Annotated in this window: 15 protein-coding genes; 10 read left to right on the top strand and 5 right to left on the bottom strand. The window is 73.0% G+C overall.

From position 1 onward, the window contains the following. Positions 1-127: 127 nt before the first annotated feature. Positions 128-811 (bottom strand): hypothetical protein, encoded by a 684-nt coding sequence (locus ACF9IK_RS02025; RefSeq protein WP_395292489.1) that lies wholly within the window; start codon positions 809-811, stop codon positions 128-130. A gap of 167 nt (positions 812-978) precedes the next feature. Next, the gene (locus ACF9IK_RS02020) at positions 979-1,614 is read right to left on the bottom strand and encodes a TetR/AcrR family transcriptional regulator (protein ID WP_395292488.1); all 636 of its coding nucleotides are present in this window, start codon (positions 1,612-1,614) and stop codon (positions 979-981) included. Positions 1,615-1,726: 112 nt separating this feature from the next. On the opposite strand from ACF9IK_RS02020, the gene ACF9IK_RS02015 reads away from it, so the two are divergent. Further along, positions 1,727-3,310, top strand: a complete 1,584-nt coding sequence (locus tag ACF9IK_RS02015; protein WP_395292487.1) for an FAD-dependent monooxygenase — start codon at positions 1,727-1,729, stop codon at positions 3,308-3,310. Positions 3,311-3,325: 15 nt separating this feature from the next. On the opposite strand, the gene ACF9IK_RS02010 is transcribed toward ACF9IK_RS02015, so the two are convergent. Beyond that, a complete protein-coding gene (locus ACF9IK_RS02010) occupies positions 3,326-4,540 on the bottom strand; it encodes an RNA-guided endonuclease InsQ/TnpB family protein (RefSeq protein WP_395298443.1) in 1,215 nt (404 codons plus the stop codon). A gap of 25 nt (positions 4,541-4,565) precedes the next feature. Here ACF9IK_RS02010 and tnpA point away from each other — a divergent pair, with 25 nt between their 5' ends. Both tnpA and ACF9IK_RS02000 read left to right on the top strand, forming a co-directional pair. Continuing rightward, the gene (gene tnpA / locus ACF9IK_RS02005; RefSeq protein WP_395292292.1) at positions 4,566-4,982 is read left to right on the top strand and encodes an IS200/IS605 family transposase; all 417 of its coding nucleotides are present in this window, start codon (positions 4,566-4,568) and stop codon (positions 4,980-4,982) included. 175 nt (positions 4,983-5,157) lie between these two features. After that, positions 5,158-6,606, top strand: coding sequence for an IS1380 family transposase (locus ACF9IK_RS02000; RefSeq protein WP_395292486.1), 1,449 nt, complete (start codon positions 5,158-5,160; stop codon positions 6,604-6,606). A 330-nt stretch (positions 6,607-6,936) separates the two neighbouring features. Here the strand turns inward: ACF9IK_RS02000 and ACF9IK_RS01995 are convergent, their stop codons facing one another. Next, positions 6,937-8,385: an IS1380 family transposase gene (locus ACF9IK_RS01995; RefSeq protein ID WP_395292443.1), complete on the bottom strand. Its 1,449-nt coding sequence runs from the start codon at positions 8,383-8,385 to the stop codon at positions 6,937-6,939. Positions 8,386-8,789: 404 nt separating this feature from the next. On the opposite strand from ACF9IK_RS01995, the gene ACF9IK_RS01990 reads away from it, so the two are divergent. The 4 genes from ACF9IK_RS01990 to ACF9IK_RS01975 all read left to right on the top strand — a co-directional run bounded on the left by ACF9IK_RS01990 (position 8,790) and on the right by ACF9IK_RS01975 (position 12,574). Further along, a complete protein-coding gene (locus ACF9IK_RS01990) occupies positions 8,790-9,284 on the top strand; it encodes a hypothetical protein (protein ID WP_395292485.1) in 495 nt (164 codons plus the stop codon). Between the two features lie 288 nt (positions 9,285-9,572). Continuing rightward, positions 9,573-10,046: a carboxymuconolactone decarboxylase family protein gene (locus ACF9IK_RS01985; RefSeq protein ID WP_395292484.1), complete on the top strand. Its 474-nt coding sequence runs from the start codon at positions 9,573-9,575 to the stop codon at positions 10,044-10,046. A gap of 180 nt (positions 10,047-10,226) precedes the next feature. After that, positions 10,227-11,150, top strand: coding sequence for an RNA polymerase sigma-70 factor (locus ACF9IK_RS01980; protein WP_395292483.1), 924 nt, complete (start codon positions 10,227-10,229; stop codon positions 11,148-11,150). A gap of 98 nt (positions 11,151-11,248) precedes the next feature. Next, complete coding sequence (locus tag ACF9IK_RS01975; RefSeq protein WP_395292482.1) at positions 11,249-12,574, top strand: pyroglutamyl peptidase; 1,326 nt, start codon at positions 11,249-11,251, stop codon at positions 12,572-12,574. On the opposite strand, the gene ACF9IK_RS01970 is transcribed toward ACF9IK_RS01975, so the two are convergent. Then, positions 12,549-13,316: a hypothetical protein gene (locus ACF9IK_RS01970; protein WP_395292481.1), complete on the bottom strand. Its 768-nt coding sequence runs from the start codon at positions 13,314-13,316 to the stop codon at positions 12,549-12,551. The two genes, ACF9IK_RS01975 and ACF9IK_RS01970, sit on opposite strands and share 26 nt — an antisense overlap. A 113-nt stretch (positions 13,317-13,429) precedes the next feature. Between ACF9IK_RS01970 and ACF9IK_RS01965 the strand changes: the two genes are divergently transcribed. The 3 genes from ACF9IK_RS01965 (at position 13,430) to ACF9IK_RS01955 (ending at position 16,372) form a co-directional block, all read left to right on the top strand. Beyond that, positions 13,430-13,843 (top strand): hypothetical protein, encoded by a 414-nt coding sequence (locus tag ACF9IK_RS01965; RefSeq protein WP_395292480.1) that lies wholly within the window; start codon positions 13,430-13,432, stop codon positions 13,841-13,843. A gap of 436 nt (positions 13,844-14,279) precedes the next feature. Beyond that, the gene (cseB, locus tag ACF9IK_RS01960; RefSeq protein WP_395298442.1) at positions 14,280-14,939 is read left to right on the top strand and encodes a two-component system response regulator CseB; all 660 of its coding nucleotides are present in this window, start codon (positions 14,280-14,282) and stop codon (positions 14,937-14,939) included. Positions 14,940-14,986: 47 nt separating this feature from the next. After that, on the top strand, positions 14,987-16,372 hold the full coding sequence (locus ACF9IK_RS01955) for a sensor histidine kinase (RefSeq protein WP_395292479.1): 1,386 nt from the start codon (positions 14,987-14,989) through the stop codon (positions 16,370-16,372). Positions 16,373-16,527: the final 155 nt, after the last annotated feature.

Below are 16,527 nucleotides of genomic sequence, written 5' to 3'. Positions count from 1 at the left end.
TCGCACGCTGATCGGACGAGATCGACCGGACAGGGATCCAGGAGCCCACAACACCCCCGCAGAGCCGATCGCGGGCCGGCCACGGACGCGCCGCGGACGGCATCGCCGACCGTGCCGGGTGGGTCGCTCAGGCGGCGGCCTGGTCGGGGCGGCCGGGGACCCAGAGGGGGGCGGGGGCGGTCTGCGGCATGTGGCGGGTCGCGTGTTCGTCCAGGTGGCGTGCGGCCCCGGCGTGGTCGCCGCTGCTCAGCTCCTGGAGTGCGGTGGCGGCGATCCGGGCGCACGCCAGCAGGAGGGCGAGGGTGTCCTGGCGGCGGTGCCGCTCGCGCACGTACGCCTCGGCCCGCTCGGTGATGCGCCGGTCGTGGGACTCCCGGAGGTCCGCGGCGGCGTCCCCGTCGTCGTCGGTGGCCGCCTGCACGCCGTGCCAGACGAGGGCGAGGGCGGCGGGTTCCGCCGGGTGTGACACGTCGTCCCGGCGCGCCCGGTCGCGGGCCTCGGCCGATTCCCGGCCGAGCCACTCCAGCGTCGCCAGATCGTCGTGAGCGCGGGCCTGGAGGACCAGCTCCGCCGCCAGGAAGGCGACCGACCGCACGACCGCCCCCGCCGGTACCCGCAGGCCCGGCGCCGGGGTCTCGCCGAAGGCGAGCCAGGCGTCCGCGAACGCGGCCGCCCGGACGTGCGAGAGCCACGCCGGGGCCCCGGCCGCTCCGCCCAGCCATTCCTCCGCGGTCAGCCGGACCAGCCCGGCCGCGGTGAGCTGCACCGCGTCCCCGTCCAGTCCGGTCCCCAGCAGCCGTCCACTTCTCAACACACACCCCCGTCAGCGGCCAACACCTCTTGACGGGCACATCTCATCACATCGGGACGCGAACGAACCAGGGAGGGGCGCCGGTGAGATGCGGCACTTCCGGGCGGCGGGCGGCGGCCGCACAGTGCGAACCGCCCGGTCGGGTCCGCGGGCCGGGGTGTCCCGGGTCAGAACCCGCGGGTGGCGGCGCCGTCGCGCAGCAGGGCGAACGCCTCGGTGGTGTCGTCGGCGGCCAGTCGCGCGACGGCGTCGACGTCCTGGCCGGCGGCCAGGCGGGTCCAGGTGGAGCGGGCGAGCAGCTGGCGGACGGACGTGTACTGAGCGGCGAGGAGGCGGGCGGCCATCCGGCCCTCCGGGTCGAGCGCCTCCGCGAGGGCGCGGGTGTCGGCGTCGACGTAGTCGCGCAGGTGGGCGGAGAGACTGGGGGTCTCGTAGACCAGCCGGAGGAACGCGACCACCTCGGGAGTGTCGTTGAGTCCGGTGTTGGGGTCCCGGGCCGCCAGCCGCTCCCGGTGGTGGCGCTCCAGGGCGTCCAGCGGGGTCAGTCCGGCCGCGCGTTCGCGCACCACCCGCCCGGCTTCGCCGAGGTGGTCGGCGAAGCGGTGCAGGACCAGCTCCTCCTTGCTGGCGAAGTAGCGGAAGAGGGTGGGCTTGGAGACCTCGGCGGCGGAGGCGATCTCGGCCACCGAGACCTGGTCGAAGCCCCGGTCGAGGAAGAGGGCGATGGCGACGTCGGCGATGGTCTGCCGGGTGCGCTGCTTCTTGAGGGTCCGCAGACCCGGGTCCGGCTCGCTGGAAGTCATGCCCAGATCCTAACCCGGAAACATTTGTTACCCGGTTGTATTTGTTACTGAGTTGCTGTTTCATGGTGCGTGTCGACAGCAGCCGACAACACATCGAAAGGGGCGGGGAGACATGACGAACGAGGCGACGGGGGCGACCGGGGTGGACGCGACGGGTGTGGTGATCGTGGGTGCGGGGCCGACCGGGCTGACCCTGGCGTGCGCACTGGCCCGGCAGGGCGTCGCGGTCCGGATCATCGAGCGGGCGGCCGAGTTCCACACCGGCTCTCGCGGCAAGACCCTCAACCTGCGCAGCCTGGAGATCCTCGCCGACCTCGGGCTGGGCGAGCGACTGGCGGCCGTGGGCCGCACCCACTTGCCGTTCCGCAAGTACTTCGCCGGCGAGTTCGTCAACGAGACCGAGCCCTTCGCCGGTGCCCGACCCACCGCCGCGGTCCCGTACGCGGCAAGCGTGTGGCTGCCGCAGGCCCGGGTGGAGCGGCTGCTGCGCGAGCAGCTCGCCGAGTACGGCGTGAAGGTCGAACTCGCCACCGAGCTGCTGGACTTCCGGCAGGACGGCGAGGGTGTGGAGGTGCGCCTCGCGGACGGCGGGCGGATCGCCGCCGACTACCTGGTCGCCTGTGACGGCGGCCGCTCCACGGTGCGCAAGCTGCTCGGCATCCCCTTCGTCGGGGACGGCGACCCGGAGCCGATGATGGTCTGCGGCGACGTCGAGGTCGAGGGGCTCGAACCGGACGCCTGGCACCAGTGGTTCGGCCCGCAGGGTGTCTTCATGCTCTGCCCGCTCCCGGGAACCCGCCGCTGGCAGCTCCAGGCCAGCCCGGAGACGGACGCCGAGGGCGGGGTGGTGGCCCCGTCGCTGGAGAGCTTCCAGCGCCTGGCCGTCCTGCACACCGGCCGCGAGGACCTCAGGCTCACCAACGCCACCTGGCTCTCCACCTGGCGGGTCAACGTCCGGATGGCCGAGCGCTACCGCGAGGGTCGCGTCTTCCTCGCCGGCGACTGCGCGCACGTGCACCCCACGGCCGGCGGGCTCGGTATGAACACCGGTATCCAGGACGCGTGGAACCTCGCCTGGAAGCTCGGGTACGTGGTGCGCGGGCAGGCCGGACCGGCCCTGCTGGACACCTATCAGGAGGAGCGGCTGCCGATCGCGGCCTGGACGCTGGACGTCACCTCCGCCGGCTTGGCCGCCGTCGCCGCGGGTGTCGGTACCCCCGGCGTCGGCGTCGAGGCCGGCCGGGTGGGCGACACCACCGGCCTCTCCCTCGGCTACCGGTGGAGCCGGCTCGCCGGCGGGGGCGTCGCCACCGTCGCCACGGACACCGCGGACACCAGCGACGGCCCCGGTGCCGACCGCGGCGCGACCGCGGGCGCCGACGGCCTGCTCCTGGCCGGGGACCGGGCGCCCGACTCTCCCTGTCCCGGCCCCGAGGGCGGGCCGGTCCGCCTCTTCGAGCACTTCGCCGGGGACCACTTCACGCTGCTCGGCTTCGGCCCGGGCGCCCGGGCCTCGCTCGCCGCCCTGCCCGACCACGTCCGCCCGGTGCCGCTCGACGACCCCGACGGTGCGATCCGTGCTGAGTACGGCCTCACGGGCGACGCCCTCGTCCTCGTCCGGCCCGACAACCACATCGCCCTGGTCACGGCTGCCGACGGCCGTGCGGACGTCCTCGCGTACCTGGCGGCCCTTTGACTTCCGCTCCCCGCCCTAAAGGGCGGGGATTCCTACCACGGTCGTCTGACCGTCTCGGTGGGTTCCTGCTTCTTCGCGCTGTGCGGGGACGGGTCCCCGGCTTACCCGCGCTGGACAGGCTGACACCGCCAGTCCGGCGGCCGTGGCTATGTTGACGGCGGCGTTGACGTCCCGGTCCAGCCAGACGCCGCACGCCTGGCACTGCCAGACGCGGATGTTCAGCGGCTTGGGGCCGTCCTTGACGCCGCAGTGGGAGCAAACCTGGGAGGTCGGCTCGAAGCGGCCGATCTTGATCAGGTTCCGGCCGTACTTCGCGGCCTTGTACTCCAGCATGGTGACGAACGCCGACCATCCGGCGTCGTGCACGGACTTGGCGAGCCGTGTGCGGGCGAGTCCCTTGACCGCCAGGTCTTCCACCGCGATTGCTTGGTTCTCGCGAATCAGTCCGGTGGAGACCTGGTGGTGGAACTCGCGCCGGGCGTCGGCCACCCGTGCGTGGTTGCGAGCGACCTTGTGACGGGCCTTCTCGCGGTTCTTGCTGCCCTTGGCCTTACGGGACAGGGCTTGCTGTGCGCGTTTGAGCTTCTTCTCTGCGCGCCGGAGGAACTTCGGGGCGTCGATCTTCCGCCCGTCCGAGAGGACGGCGAAGTGTCCGAGGCCGAGATCGAGACCGGTGACCGGTTCGGTCTCGGGAAGGATCTCGGGGTCCGTCTCGACAACGAAGCCGGCGAAGTACCGGCCTGCGCTGTCCTTGATCACCGTCACCGAGGATGGCACGGACGGCAAGGCGCGGGACCACTTCACCCGCACGTCGCCGATCTTCGGCAGCGATAGGTCGCCGCCCGGTGTGATCTTCCATCGGGCGTTCGCGGTGAAGCGGATCGCCTGCCGGGTGTCCTTGCGGGACTTGAACCGGGGCGGTCCCATCTTCGGGCGCATGCCCTTGAGGCCGTCGAAGAAGTTCCGGTAGGCGGTGTCCAGGTCCCGGAGGGACTGTTGCAGCACCACGGCGGACACCTCGCCGAGCCATGCCCGTTCGGGGGTGTTCTTCGCGGCCGTGAGCTGCTTGGACAGCTCGCCGGACGGGATGAACGGCAGCCCGGCGGCGCGGGCGGTCTCACGTGCCCGGAGGGCATCATTGAAGGCCACCCGTGCACACCCGAACGCCCTGGCCAGCGCGGAACGCTGAGGCCCGTTCGGGTACACGCGGAAGCTGTACCTGAGCTGCACGGTCAGCACCGTACCATTTTGGTTTATGGCTGAGTATCAGAACATCCGCACTGGTCGGCACTGCGCTTTCGCCCTGCATGCGCACTTGGTTTTCGTGACGAAGTACCGTCACAAGGTGTTCGCCGAGCGGCATCTGACCCGGCTCGAAGAGATCATGCGGGACGTGTGCGCCGACTTCGAGGTGGAGTTGGTCGAGTTCAACGGCGAGAACAACCACGTCCACCTGCTGGTGAACTTCCCGCCGAAGGTCGCCCTGTCCAAGCTGGTCAACTCGCTCAAAGGCGTCAGCTCGCGCCGGCTGCGGCAGGAGTACCCCGAGCTGGTCAAGCACTACTGGCGGGCACAGCGTCTGTGGTCCGGTTCGTACTTCGCCGGATCAGTCGGCGGCGCGCCGCTGTCGATAGTCCGGCAGTACATCGAGCAGCAGAACCGTCCGGCTTGACGGTCTGCGGTGGGCACCGTCCACCGTGCGGGAGGGTGCCCACCGCACAGGTCAGACCCGAATCCGCAGGTAGTGGCGGAGGCTGGTAGCTGATACGACGACAGGTGCGCTTTCGGTTTGAGAAGATTGAGGTTCCTACGCCTAATCGACTCGAACGTGAAAGTGCACCTGTCTGGTGAAGACGATATCGCGTCGCCGTACCGCCTCCCGTACTCCCGGTGGTCGCTGGACCCGTCTGAACGCCCAGGTGGGCGGGGTGGACGGGTCGCTGACCGAGAACGGCGGCCTGCTGCTGGTTGCCGAGCTGGACCGGGTGCTGGGGGTCACCGCCGCGCTGGACGCGGGGATCGGCCCGGTCAAGGAGCGCGACCGGGGCCTGTCCGGGGGCGAGTTCGCGCTGGCCTGCGCGGTGGTGCAGCTGACCGGAGAGGACCACCTGGTCGGCTTCGACCGTCTGCGCGCGGATGCGGTCGGCGAAGGGCTGCTGCCCGCACCGGTCCCGGCTGCTACCACAGCCGCCACGCTCGCGGCCCGGTTCGGGCAGCCGCAGCGGGAGGGCGTGGAGACCGCGTGCGCGAAGCTGACCGGGCGGGCGCTGGCAGCGCTGCCGGTCACCGAGCGGGCCCGGATCCTGTCCGGGCGGGTGACCATCGACCTGGACGCGAAGGACGTCGAGGTGTTCTCCACCCGCAAGGAACAGGTGGTCCGCTCCTACAAGGGCGAGATCTCCGCACGGGTGCACGCCGCGCACTGGGCCCAGGCCGGCGTGGTACTGGTCGCGGACCTGCTGGACGGCCGCTCCGACGGCCGCACCCACGCCCTCGGCCAGATCGACCGGGCCGTGGACGCCGTCCGCGCGGCCAACGCCACAGGACAGGTCCTGTTCCAGGGGGACACCGGCTACTTCGCGGGCAGGGTCGCCGAGAAGATCGTGGCCCGTGGCGCGTTGTTCCGGCTCGGCGTCCCACGCAGCACGGCGCTGTGGCGAGCGGTCGCCCGCGTGCACGAGGACGACTGGATCGACGCCCTCGACTATCCCGACGCGCAGGCCGCCCTGCTGGACCACGCACCGGCCGGCTGGCCGGAAGGCACCCGGGTGATCGCCCGACGAGTCCGCTACGACGCGGCCGACCTCTCGGCCGACGCGCGCTCGCGTCGCTCGCGGACCGTCGGCAGGGACCAGCTCGCCCTGGTGCTGGACGGCATCGCCGATCAGGCGTTCGCCTACTCGTTCTTCACGACCAACGAGGTGCTGGACCTGGACGAGGAGATCGCGCTCGCGGAGTGGGAGTTCCGTCGCCGCACCGAGGTCGAGGAACTGTTCCGCGACACCGCCCACGGCGCCGGCCTGAACCACCTGCCCTCCGCGTCCCACGCCGTCAACGCCATGTGGATGTGGGGCGCGCTGCTGGCCTACAACCTCTCCGCCTGGCTGCAGATGCTCGCACCCATCGGCACCGCACGCCGTCGCATCGCCACCGTCCGTCGCCTGCTCATCGCCCGCGCCGCCCGGTTGACCAGCACCGGTCGCCGCCGTCGGCTCCGGTTCACCGCCGCAGCGGCCAGCCTGATCGGCCAGACACTGGCCCGCATCCGAGCCCACCGCCGCCTCCAGTCCGCCTGACCGACCGCCCCGACCGGTCCAGAACCACCCGCCACCGCCTTGGAAAGCCGCCCACCCGACGCGCCAGCCGGGCCATTGGCCTACCCACACACCCCACACTCCAGCCGACGACCAGCCAAAGAGATTAACTGACAGGCCGTCGGCCACTACCTGCGGATTCGGGTCAGACCCGAATCCGCAGGTAGTGATCGGCGGCCAGCCAGTTGATCTCTGTGCTGGCCGTCGGCGCGGGTCCGGCGCGTGCGGGCAGGACGATGTCCCGGCTGGCGCGTCGGGTGGGCGGCTTTCCAGGGCTGGTGCGGGTGGTTCGGGCCCGGTCGGGCGGGCCGGTCAGACGGCTGGGAGGTGCCGGTGAGCGCGGATCCGGGCGAGCGTGTTGGCGATCAACTCACCTGCCGTGGCGGTGAAGTGGAGTTCGTGGCGACGGGCGGTGATCGTGCAGCGGGCGGCCCGGCGGATCAACAGGCGACGCACGGTCGCGATGCGGCGCCGGGCCGTGTCCAGCGGGCTGAGCATCTGCAGCCACGCGGTGAGGTTGTAGGCCAGCAGCGCGCCCCACATCCACATGCTGTTGACCGCGTGGGAGCCGGACGGCAGATGGTTCAGGCCGGCGCCGTGGGCAGTGTCGCGGAACAACTCCTCGATCCGGGTGCGGCGGCGAAACTCCCACTCCGCCACCGCGATCTCCTCGTCCAGGTCCAGGTTCTCGTTGGTGGCGATGAACGAGTAGGCATACGCGGTGTCGGCGATGCCGTCCAACACGAGGGCGAGCTGGTCCTTGCCGACGGTGCGCGAGCGGCGCGAGCGCGGGTCGGCGGACAGTACGGCGGCGTCGTAACGCACCCGGCGCGCGATCACCCGGGTGCCGTCGGGCCATCCGGTGGGCACGTAGTCCAGCAGTGCGACCTGCGCGCCCGGGTAGTCCAGAGCGTCGGTCCAGTCGTCCTCGTGCACGCGGGCCACCGCCCGCCACAGTGGCTGGCTGCGCGGGACGCCGAGTCGGAACAGGCATCCGCGGACGGCGATCTTCTCGGCGACCCTGCCCGCGTAGTAGCCCGAGTCGCCCTGGAACAGGACCGGGCCCGTCGCGCCGGCCGCGCGCACCGCGTCCACCGCCCGGTCGACCTGGCCCGGTGCGTGGGTGCGTCCGTCGGAGCGGCCGTCGAGCAGGTCGGCGGCCAGCACGGTGCCGGTCTGGGCCCAGTGCGCGGCGTGTACCCGCCCGGCGATCTCGCCCTTGTAGGAGCGTACGACCTGCTCCTTGCGCACCGAGTAGACCTCGACGTCCTTGGCGTCCATGTCGATCGTCACCCGCCCGGCTAGCACCCGGGCCCGCTCGCCGACCGGCAGCGCGGACAACGCGCTCGCGGTGACCTGCGCACACCCCGCCTCGATGCCCTCGCGCCGGGCCTGGTCGAACCGGGTGGCCAGCGTGGCGGCCGTCGTGGACGGCGGAACGGGCGCGGGCAGCAGAGCCTCACCGACCCGATCGGCCCGCAGCCGGTCGAAGCCGACCAGATGGTCCTCGCCGGTCAGCTGCACCACAGCCATGGCCAGCGCGAACTCCCCGCCCGAAAGTCCCCGATCACGTGCTTTGACCGGCCCGATCCCCGCGTCCAGCGCGGCGGTGACACCCAACGCCCGGTCCAGCTCGGCCACCAGCACCAAGCCGCCGTTCTCCGTCAGCGACCCGTCCGGCACACCCACCCGCGCCCGCAACCGGCTCCAGCGACGGCCGGGGGTGCGGGAGGTGGTACGGCGGCGCGATATCGTCTTCACTCGACAGGTGCACTTTCACGTTTGAGCTGGTCACGGCGTAGGAACCTTGATCTTCTCAAACCGGCAGTGCACCTGTCGTCGTATCAGCTACCAACCGCTTCCACTACCTGCGGATTCGGGTCAGAGCAGGGTTCAGAATCGCTTCACCACCGGGCTGAAGCCCGGTGCACTGCGATTAGTCCAGGTAGCGGCCTGAAGCGACAGCCTGGGCACACTGCGCCGCCGGTCACGTGATGTGGCAGGCGGCGCAGGCGTCATGTCGTGCCGTCATGTCGTACGGTGGCGCACCGGGGCGTGCCGGAATCCCTGTCGCGCCGCCGGGACGTGGCGACTCGGGGGGCGTGGGCACGGAGGTGCCACCGGAGGTCGCCGGACCGCCCGCGACGCGAGGGAGCGAGAACGCCATGGCACCGATCGTGAGCCGGGCCGCGGCGTGTGCGCAACTGCTGCGGCACCTCACCGAGACGCTGCGGACCTGGCCGTCCGGGACCGTGCTGGCGCTCCGGCACCCCGACCTCCCGAAGGCCGTTCTGCACGACGGCGTCACCATGGGGCTCGCGGCGGACTTCGACGAGGACGGGCCCGAGGGCGCCTCGGCGGTCTTCACCATCCGGTACTGGGTGATCGGAGCCACCCCCGAGAACTCCGACCGGTACTTCGACCTCCTGGTGGCGGCGTGGCAGGCCGCCGGCCGGCCGGTCCAGGTCGAGCAGGCGCACCCGCGTGCCGGCTGCACGAAGACCGCGGACGGCTACAGGTTCTCGGTCGGCCTGAGCCTGAACGGCTACCTGAGCCTGGCCGGATCGACCCCGCCCTTCTGGTCGCACGGACCGGACGGACCGGACGGATCGGGTGGAACAGGTGCGAGCAGCCTCCTGCCTCCCCGCATCGGGCTCTGATCAGGGCTCCCGGCAACGGCTGTGACCGGTCGTCGGCCCGGGACGAACGCCCGACGTCGCGACAGGGGTGAGTCGCGGTGGCGGCCGCCGGGGGCGGGTCCGGCCCCGGCGGCCCCGGACAGGACCCGCGCGGCGTCGCCGAGGTACGGGCGGCGGAGACGGCGACGCCGGTGAGACGCCGGGTGGTCGCGGGGCTGTGCCGCACGTCACATGCGCCGATGTCACAGCGGGCCGGGCTGTTCCGTCTCAAGGGGTGCAAGCCGCCAACGACGACAAGGGAGCCGCACCATGGACGCCCGCCTGGACTTCTTCACCGACCCGACCGCCGGCAAGGCCCTCAAGCACTTCATGACGGTCGGCAAGGCGCTCAAGGACTCGTCGGTGCCCGCTGCCACACAGGAGTTGGTGGCACTGCGCATCAGTCAGATCAACGGCTGCGCCGTCTGCATCGACATGCACACCAAGGAGGCCGCCGTGGCCGGCGAGAGTCCGGTGCGGCTGAACCTGGTCGCGGCGTGGCGGGAGGCCACGGTCTTCACCGAGGCGGAGCGGGCCGCGTTGCTGCTGGCGGAGGAGGGGACCAGGGTTGCGGACGCGGCCGGCGGGGTGCGCGACACGGTGTGGGCGCGTGCCGCCGAGCACTACGACGGGGAGCAGCTCACCGCGCTGGTGATGCTGATCTCGTTCATGAACATGGTCAACCGGCTGAACGTCATCACCCGGCAGCCGGCGGGTTCCTACCAGCCCGGGACGTTCCACTGAGCGGTGCCGGTGCCGGTCTCGGCGCCACGGCCCGGAGTCCTGCTGCGGGCTCCGGGCCCGCCGTCGGGCCGTCGGGTGCGGGGAAGTGCTGTGACCCGCCGATGGTCCGGACGAGCATCATTGAGGACGCCCGCGCCCGTGCGCTCGGCCGGGCGGGAGGGCATCAAGGGGGGATGTGACGTGGGAAAGGCCGAGGAGTTCGAGGAGCTGCGGCCGCTGTTGTTCTCGATCGCCTACCGGATCCTGGGCAGTGTGAGTGAGGCCGAGGACGCCGTTCAGGAGACCTGGCTGCGCTTCGAGGCCTCGCCGACCCGGCCGGTGTCGGTCAGGGCGTTCCTGTCGGCGGTGGTGACCCGGATCTCGATCGACGTGCTGCGTTCGGCCCGCGTGCGCCGGGAGGCGTACGTCGGACCGTGGTTCCCCGAGCCGCTGCTCGCCGACCCGTACGAGGACCCGGCACGGTCGGCGGAGCTCGCCGACTCGGTGTCGATGGCGGCCCTGCTCCTGCTGGAACGGCTCAGCCCGCTGGAACGGGCGGTCTTCGTGCTCCGCGAGGTCTTCGACTTCGGCTTCCCCGACGTCGCCTCGGCAGTCGGCCGCTCGGAGGCGGCCTGCCGCCAGCTCGCGGTACGCGCCCGCCGCCACATGGACGAAGGTCGGCCCCGCTTCGAGGCCGACCGGAAGGAGCGCGACGAACTCGCGTCCCGGTTCTTCGACGCGCTCCGGGAGGGCGACGTCGTCGGCCTGCGTGACCTGCTCGCCGCCGACGTCTCGCTGGTCGGCGACGGTGGCGGCAAGGCCCCGCAGCTGGCCAGGACCGTCTTCGGGGCCGACAACGTGGCCCGGTTGCTGGCCGCCGTGTTCCCGCGGTTGGCCCGGATCGGCGTCGCGCTGGAGCCCTGCGAGGTCAACGGCCAGCCGGGGGCGATCGTCCGCGACCGGGACGGCGGGGTCGTCAATGCGCTGGCGCTCGACGTCCTCGACGGGCGGGTGCAAGCCGTCCGCTCGGTGGTCAACCCCGACAAGCTCGGGCACGTCGGCCCGGTCGCGGACGCCTGGGCCGTCAGCCGAGAGGCGAAGGCGACCCGCAGGTCCGCGGGCTGACCGGCCTCTGCGCGGGCCTGGCGGCGGGGCGACCCGCTGCCAGGCCCACGGGTCGGCCTTCTGGCGGCGATCTACTTGTCGATGTACCGTCACATTCCATGACCTTCGCCCGCCCCGCCACGCTGGCCGCCGCCCTCGCCGCCGTGCTGCTCCCGGCCGCCCTCCCGGCCCAGGCGCAGCCCGCGTGCTCCGCCGCGGCCCCCTCCGCCACCGTCGGCACACCGGTCGCGGCCGGCGTCGACGGGGAGCAGACCCGACTCCAGGACGCCCGGACGGCCGCCTTCACCGAACGGGCCGGTCTCGGGGACTTCGTCCGGCGCTTCCCGGCCGCACTCTGCGCGACCCGGAGCGCAGCGGAGGCCGAGCGGATCGTCGAGGCCTGGGGCGAGGCGCTCTGGTGGGCCGCGGTCGACCGGGCCCAGGGACGGCGCCGCGGCGGTGACCTCCCGGCCCAGGACGACCGCCCGCTGTACTGGACCAGGCTCGCCATGACCGTCCGGCTCGGCGAGTGGAAGCCGGACTTCGCCGCCGACGCCGACCGGCTCCGGCAGCGCTTCGAGGACGCCTCGCGCGGCCTGCGGGACAACGGATTCAGCGGAAGCCCGGGTGTGCGCCGGGTGTTCGTCAGCGGCTTCGACCCGTTCGGCCTGGACGCCGAACTGCGCCGGGCCAACCCCTCCGGCTCCGCCGTCCTGCAGCTGAACGGCAAGCGGATCAGCCTGGCCGACGGCACCCGGGCGGAGATCCGGGCGGTCGTCCTGCCGGTGCGCTACGGCGACTTCGACCGCGGCATCGTCGAGCGCGCCTTCGGCCCGCGGCTGACCTCCGGGCCCCGCGCGGCGGACCAGATCACCACGATCAGCCAGGGCTACCCCGGACTGTTCACACTGGAGGCGTGGGCGGGCCGGGCCCGATCCGCGGACCCCTACCCGGACAACGTCGGCGCCCTCGTCGGCGGCACCCGCGAGCACCCGGTGACCGCCCCGGGCCTCGGCCCCGGCGCCGAGTTCATCGCCACCACCCTGCCCGCCGTGGAGATGACCGCCGTCCAGCAGCCGTTCCCCGTCCGGCTGAACACGGCCGTCACCGAGATCCCGGCCGGCAGCGACCGGCCGGTGGACCGCGAGGACGGGCCGAGCGCGGGCTCGCGCGCGGTGGCCGGGGGCGGCGGCGGGTACCTGTCCAACGAGGTGGCCTACCGCTCCAACCGGCTGCGCCTCGAACTCGCCCCGACCCTGCCGGGCGGCCACCTCCACACCCCGGTGCTGACCGGCCTCCCCGAACAGCCCGACCGGCTGACCGGCCCCGACCTGGAGGCGAACGAGGCGGCCATCACCGGCGAGGTCCTGGACGTCCTCCGCCACGCGACCGGGAGCCGGCCGCCCGGGCGGGGGTCCGTCAGCCTGCTGCCGCCGGGTCGGTGATCTGGTCGGCGGGCGGGAGCGTCGCGGTCACCGGGGCGTCGTAGTCGGAGAAGTCCACCGTGAGGCCGAGGTCGTGGCCTTCGCTGTGGAACGACTCGATCCGCGCCGGACGTGCCGGCCCGTCCGTCGCGACGTAGCCGAAGTAGCCTCCGTCCTCCGGCGTCATGGTGAAGACCGACACGACCTTCCGGCCGTTCACCGTCTTGGTGCCCTCGGAGGTGACCGTCTTGGACCAGTCCCCGTCGCCGAACACCGGGATGGCCTTGAGGTCGCACATGCCCGAGGCGACGGCACCCGGGGCCTCGCTCTTCGCGAGGCGGATCCACCGGTCCGCCCGGAACTCGGCGGTCGGCAGGCCGAAGAACTCGGCGAGCGCCTTGGAGCTCGGCTTCACCAGCGTCTGTCCGGACGCCCGCAGCAGCTCGGCCCGGCCGTCGCCGACGAGTTCGACGGAGCCCGTGCAGTCACCCGAGGCCTTCACGGACACCGTGAAGCTCGCCGTCGTGCGTGCCTTGTCCGCCACGGTCCCGGTGAGCTTCACGGAGGCGGCCTTGAGGAACTCGCCGTGTGCCCGGTCGAGGATCACCGGGCCGGTCATCGACTCCAGGCGCTCGGCGCTGGGGCTCGCCACGGGCTGGGCTGCTGCCTTCGCATCGTCGCCACCGCCACCGCCACCGCAGCCGGTGATCGGGCCGAGGGCGAGAACGGTGGCCGCGGCGGCGACGGCCCGCTTGATGCGCATGAAGGAGATCCTTGGAGAGTCGGTGAACATCCTGTGGTGACCGCGACCTTACCATCCGTCAGTTCGATTACGGCCGAGGGGGTGCACCGCGGAGGGCGGGTAGCGCCGGCGCAATGGAATCCGATGCGAGGGCCGGTGCGGGCACCGGTGTGACGGCCTTTCCGCCGCGTCCGATCCGGGGCGTCCGCGGCCCGTACGCCCGCCAGACCGGCGGCTGTCCTTGTGACTTCGCGGACGTGACGGTGGACTTCGAGCCGTGGGAGGACGGCTTCGTCTTCGAGGTCGCGCGCGATGCCGTCGTGCGGGGCCACGCCTCGCCGGAGGAACTGGCCGGGTACCACGCCGCACTCGTCGCCGGCATGCGCGAGGAACTGACCGAACGGGCGGCCGGACGCCCGGTGGCGGTGGCCGCCGTGCTGCGCCGGACCGGGATCCACGAGGTCGACTCCCGCGACGGCTCCTTCCGCGCCGCAGGCCGTCGCGCCGTCCGCGCGGCCTTCGCCGAGGCCTACGGCACCGGCCGCTGAGCCGGGCGGTGCGCGGGGCGGGGTGGCGGGGCGGGGTGGCGGGCGGCACGCCGCGGGTTTGTATCAGCCGGGTATCAGGAAGCGCTTCGTCGCCCATCGGTGCCCGGTCGCCCGAGCGCCGCCATGCCGTGGCCACCGCGGGTGTGCTGAGCGGTGCCACCCCGCCCGACCTGGGGTTTCTTCGGTGAGGAGGGTTACGCGGAGCCGGTCCGGGCCGGCCGCGGCGGGGGCGTGGCGTGTCCGGTCCCTGCCGTATCGTTCCCTTCGGGCCGTCCCGCTGCCCCGCAGCCGGGACCGGCGGCCCGTCCGGACCGGCCACCTGCCCGGCCCGTCCGGACCCGTTCGAACTGGAGTGAGCCCGCCCGTGTCCTCGCCCGCCCCGGCCGGGGCCTCCCCGCGCCCCGTCCGCGTGCTGCTGGTGGAGGACGACGACCTGATGCGCCGGTCCTTCGCCGTCGCCCTGGAGCGCTACGGCTACGAGGTGCGGACCGCGGCGGACGGCCTGGCAGGGCTCGAACGGTTCCGGGACGAGGACTTCGACCTGCTGATCCTGGACGTGATGCTGCCCGCCCTGGACGGGATCGGCCTCTGCCGCAGGGTCCGGGAGACCAGCCTGGTGCCCATCCTGATGATGTCCGCGCGCGGCGAAGGGCTCGACGTCGTGGCCGGCCTGGAGGCCGGGGCGGACGACTACGTGGTCAAGCCCGTGGATTCCTACGTGCTCGTGGCGCGCATCCGCTCCCTGCTGCGGCGGGCGACCTACCCACCCGCCCAGGCCGGCGAGCACACGCCCGTCGGCAGGCCGGCGGCGGCGGTCCTGGTCTTCGGCGACCTCACCGTGGACACCGCCGGCATGGAGGTGTCCGTCGCAGGCCGCCCGGTGGCACTGACCCCGACGGAGCTCAAGCTGCTCCTGGAGTTCGCCGCACACCCGGGCGTCGTGCTGGAGCGGCACACCCTGCTGCGCGACGTCTGGGAGTACGGCTGGGACGGCGACAGCAGGGTCGTCGACCTGTGCGTGCAGCGGCTGCGCCGGAAGCTGGGGCGGGAGCGGATCGAGACGGTCCGCGGCTTCGGCTACAAGCTGCGGCGCTGAGGCCGGTGCGTCCGTTCCGTCGGCCGCGTCCGGCCCGCTCGGCCCGCTTGGACGGCTCGGCCCGCCGGGCCCGGCCGGTGCACACCTCCCTGCGCTGGAAGATCGCCGCGCTGGCCGCGGCCACGGCCTGCCTGGTCGCGACCGCCGTCGGCGTGCTGGTGCACCTGTGGACCGCGCAGGACATCCGGGACCGGGCCGCGGCACGGGCCTTCAACGCCGTCTACTCGGCGATGGACGTCTACCGGCGGACCGGGACGCTGGCGGACGGTGCCGAGCTCGATCCCGACGAACTGCCCGCCGAACTGCGGCATCCGGCCGACGGCGACCGCCACACCGCCTACGACGGGCGCGTCGAGGGGAACCTGGGGCCGAGCGTCTGGGCCGCCCAGCGGACCGGTGGCCCCGGCAGCCCGGTGCTGGCCGTCCGGGTCAACACGGGCCCGGACCGCTACGGGCTGCGCCGGCTCGACGTCACGATGACCGTCGCCTCGCTCGTCGCGCTGGCGGCGGCCGCGCCCCTGGCGGCGTACGGGGCCGGCCTGCTCGCCCGCCGGCTGCGGCGGGTGTCCGAGACCGCGGCCCGGATCTCCGCCGGTGATCTCGACGCCCGGACGGGACCCACCAAGGGCCGGGACGAGGTGGCCGAGATCGCCGCCACCGTCGACCTCATGGCCGACAGCCTCGGCCGACGGCTGCGCACCGAGCGCCGCTTCACCGCGGACGTGGCCCACGAGCTGCGCACGCCCGTCGGTGGCCTGCTCGCCGCCGTCGACCTGCTGCCGCCCGGCGAGACGGAGGACCTGCTCCGCGCCCGGGTGCGGGATCTGCGCGGGCTGGTCGAGGACCTGCTGGAGATCTCCCGCCTGGACGCCGGCGCCGAGCAGCCCGTCCGCGCCCGGGTGCCGCTCGGTGCCGTCGTCGCCGAGGCGGTGGCGCGTACCGGCCTCGCCACGGAGGTCGTCGTCGCTCCGCGGGCCGTCGACGTCGAGCAGGCGACCGACCCGGAACGGGAGGCCGACCGGCAACGGGACTCCGGCACTCCGCCGGAGCCCGACGCCCGGCCTGAGTCCGACACCCCGCCGGAGTCCGACACTCCGCCGGGAGGGGGCGCCGGGACCGTGGAGACCGACCCGCGCCGGCTGGAGCGGATCGTCGGCAATCTCGTCGTCAACGCCCATCGGCACGGCCGGACCCCGGTGCAGGTCACCGTCGAGGGCCGCACCGTCGTGGTGCGCGACCACGGCCCCGGCTTCCCGGCGGACCTGCTGCTGCACGGTCCGAGGCGGTTCCACACGGGCGCCGCCGAGCGCGGCTCGGGACACGGCCTCGGCCTGACCATCGCCACCGGCCAGGCCCGGCTGCTCGGCGCCGAACTGCGCCTGGAGAACGCCCCGGACGGCGGCGCCGTCGCCACCCTGCGCCTGCCGGACTGATCTCGCGTCCCCGCCCTCCCGGCAGCGCCCCGGTCCCACACCCCTACACGACCGATACAGACCGGCGCGCCCGCCGATACCCGGCGGCGCAGGCCCCTGATACGTCCCCCGGACACCCTTCGAAGTGCACGTTCCCGCACCCGAAGAGGAGTCCC

Source organism: Kitasatospora hibisci, assembly GCF_043950205.1.
In the GTDB taxonomy this organism is placed as follows: Bacteria; Actinomycetota; Actinomycetes; order Streptomycetales; family Streptomycetaceae; genus Kitasatospora; species Kitasatospora hibisci.
The sequence above is the reverse complement of the archived record's forward strand: the minus strand, read 5'-3'. Positions and strand labels throughout refer to the sequence as shown.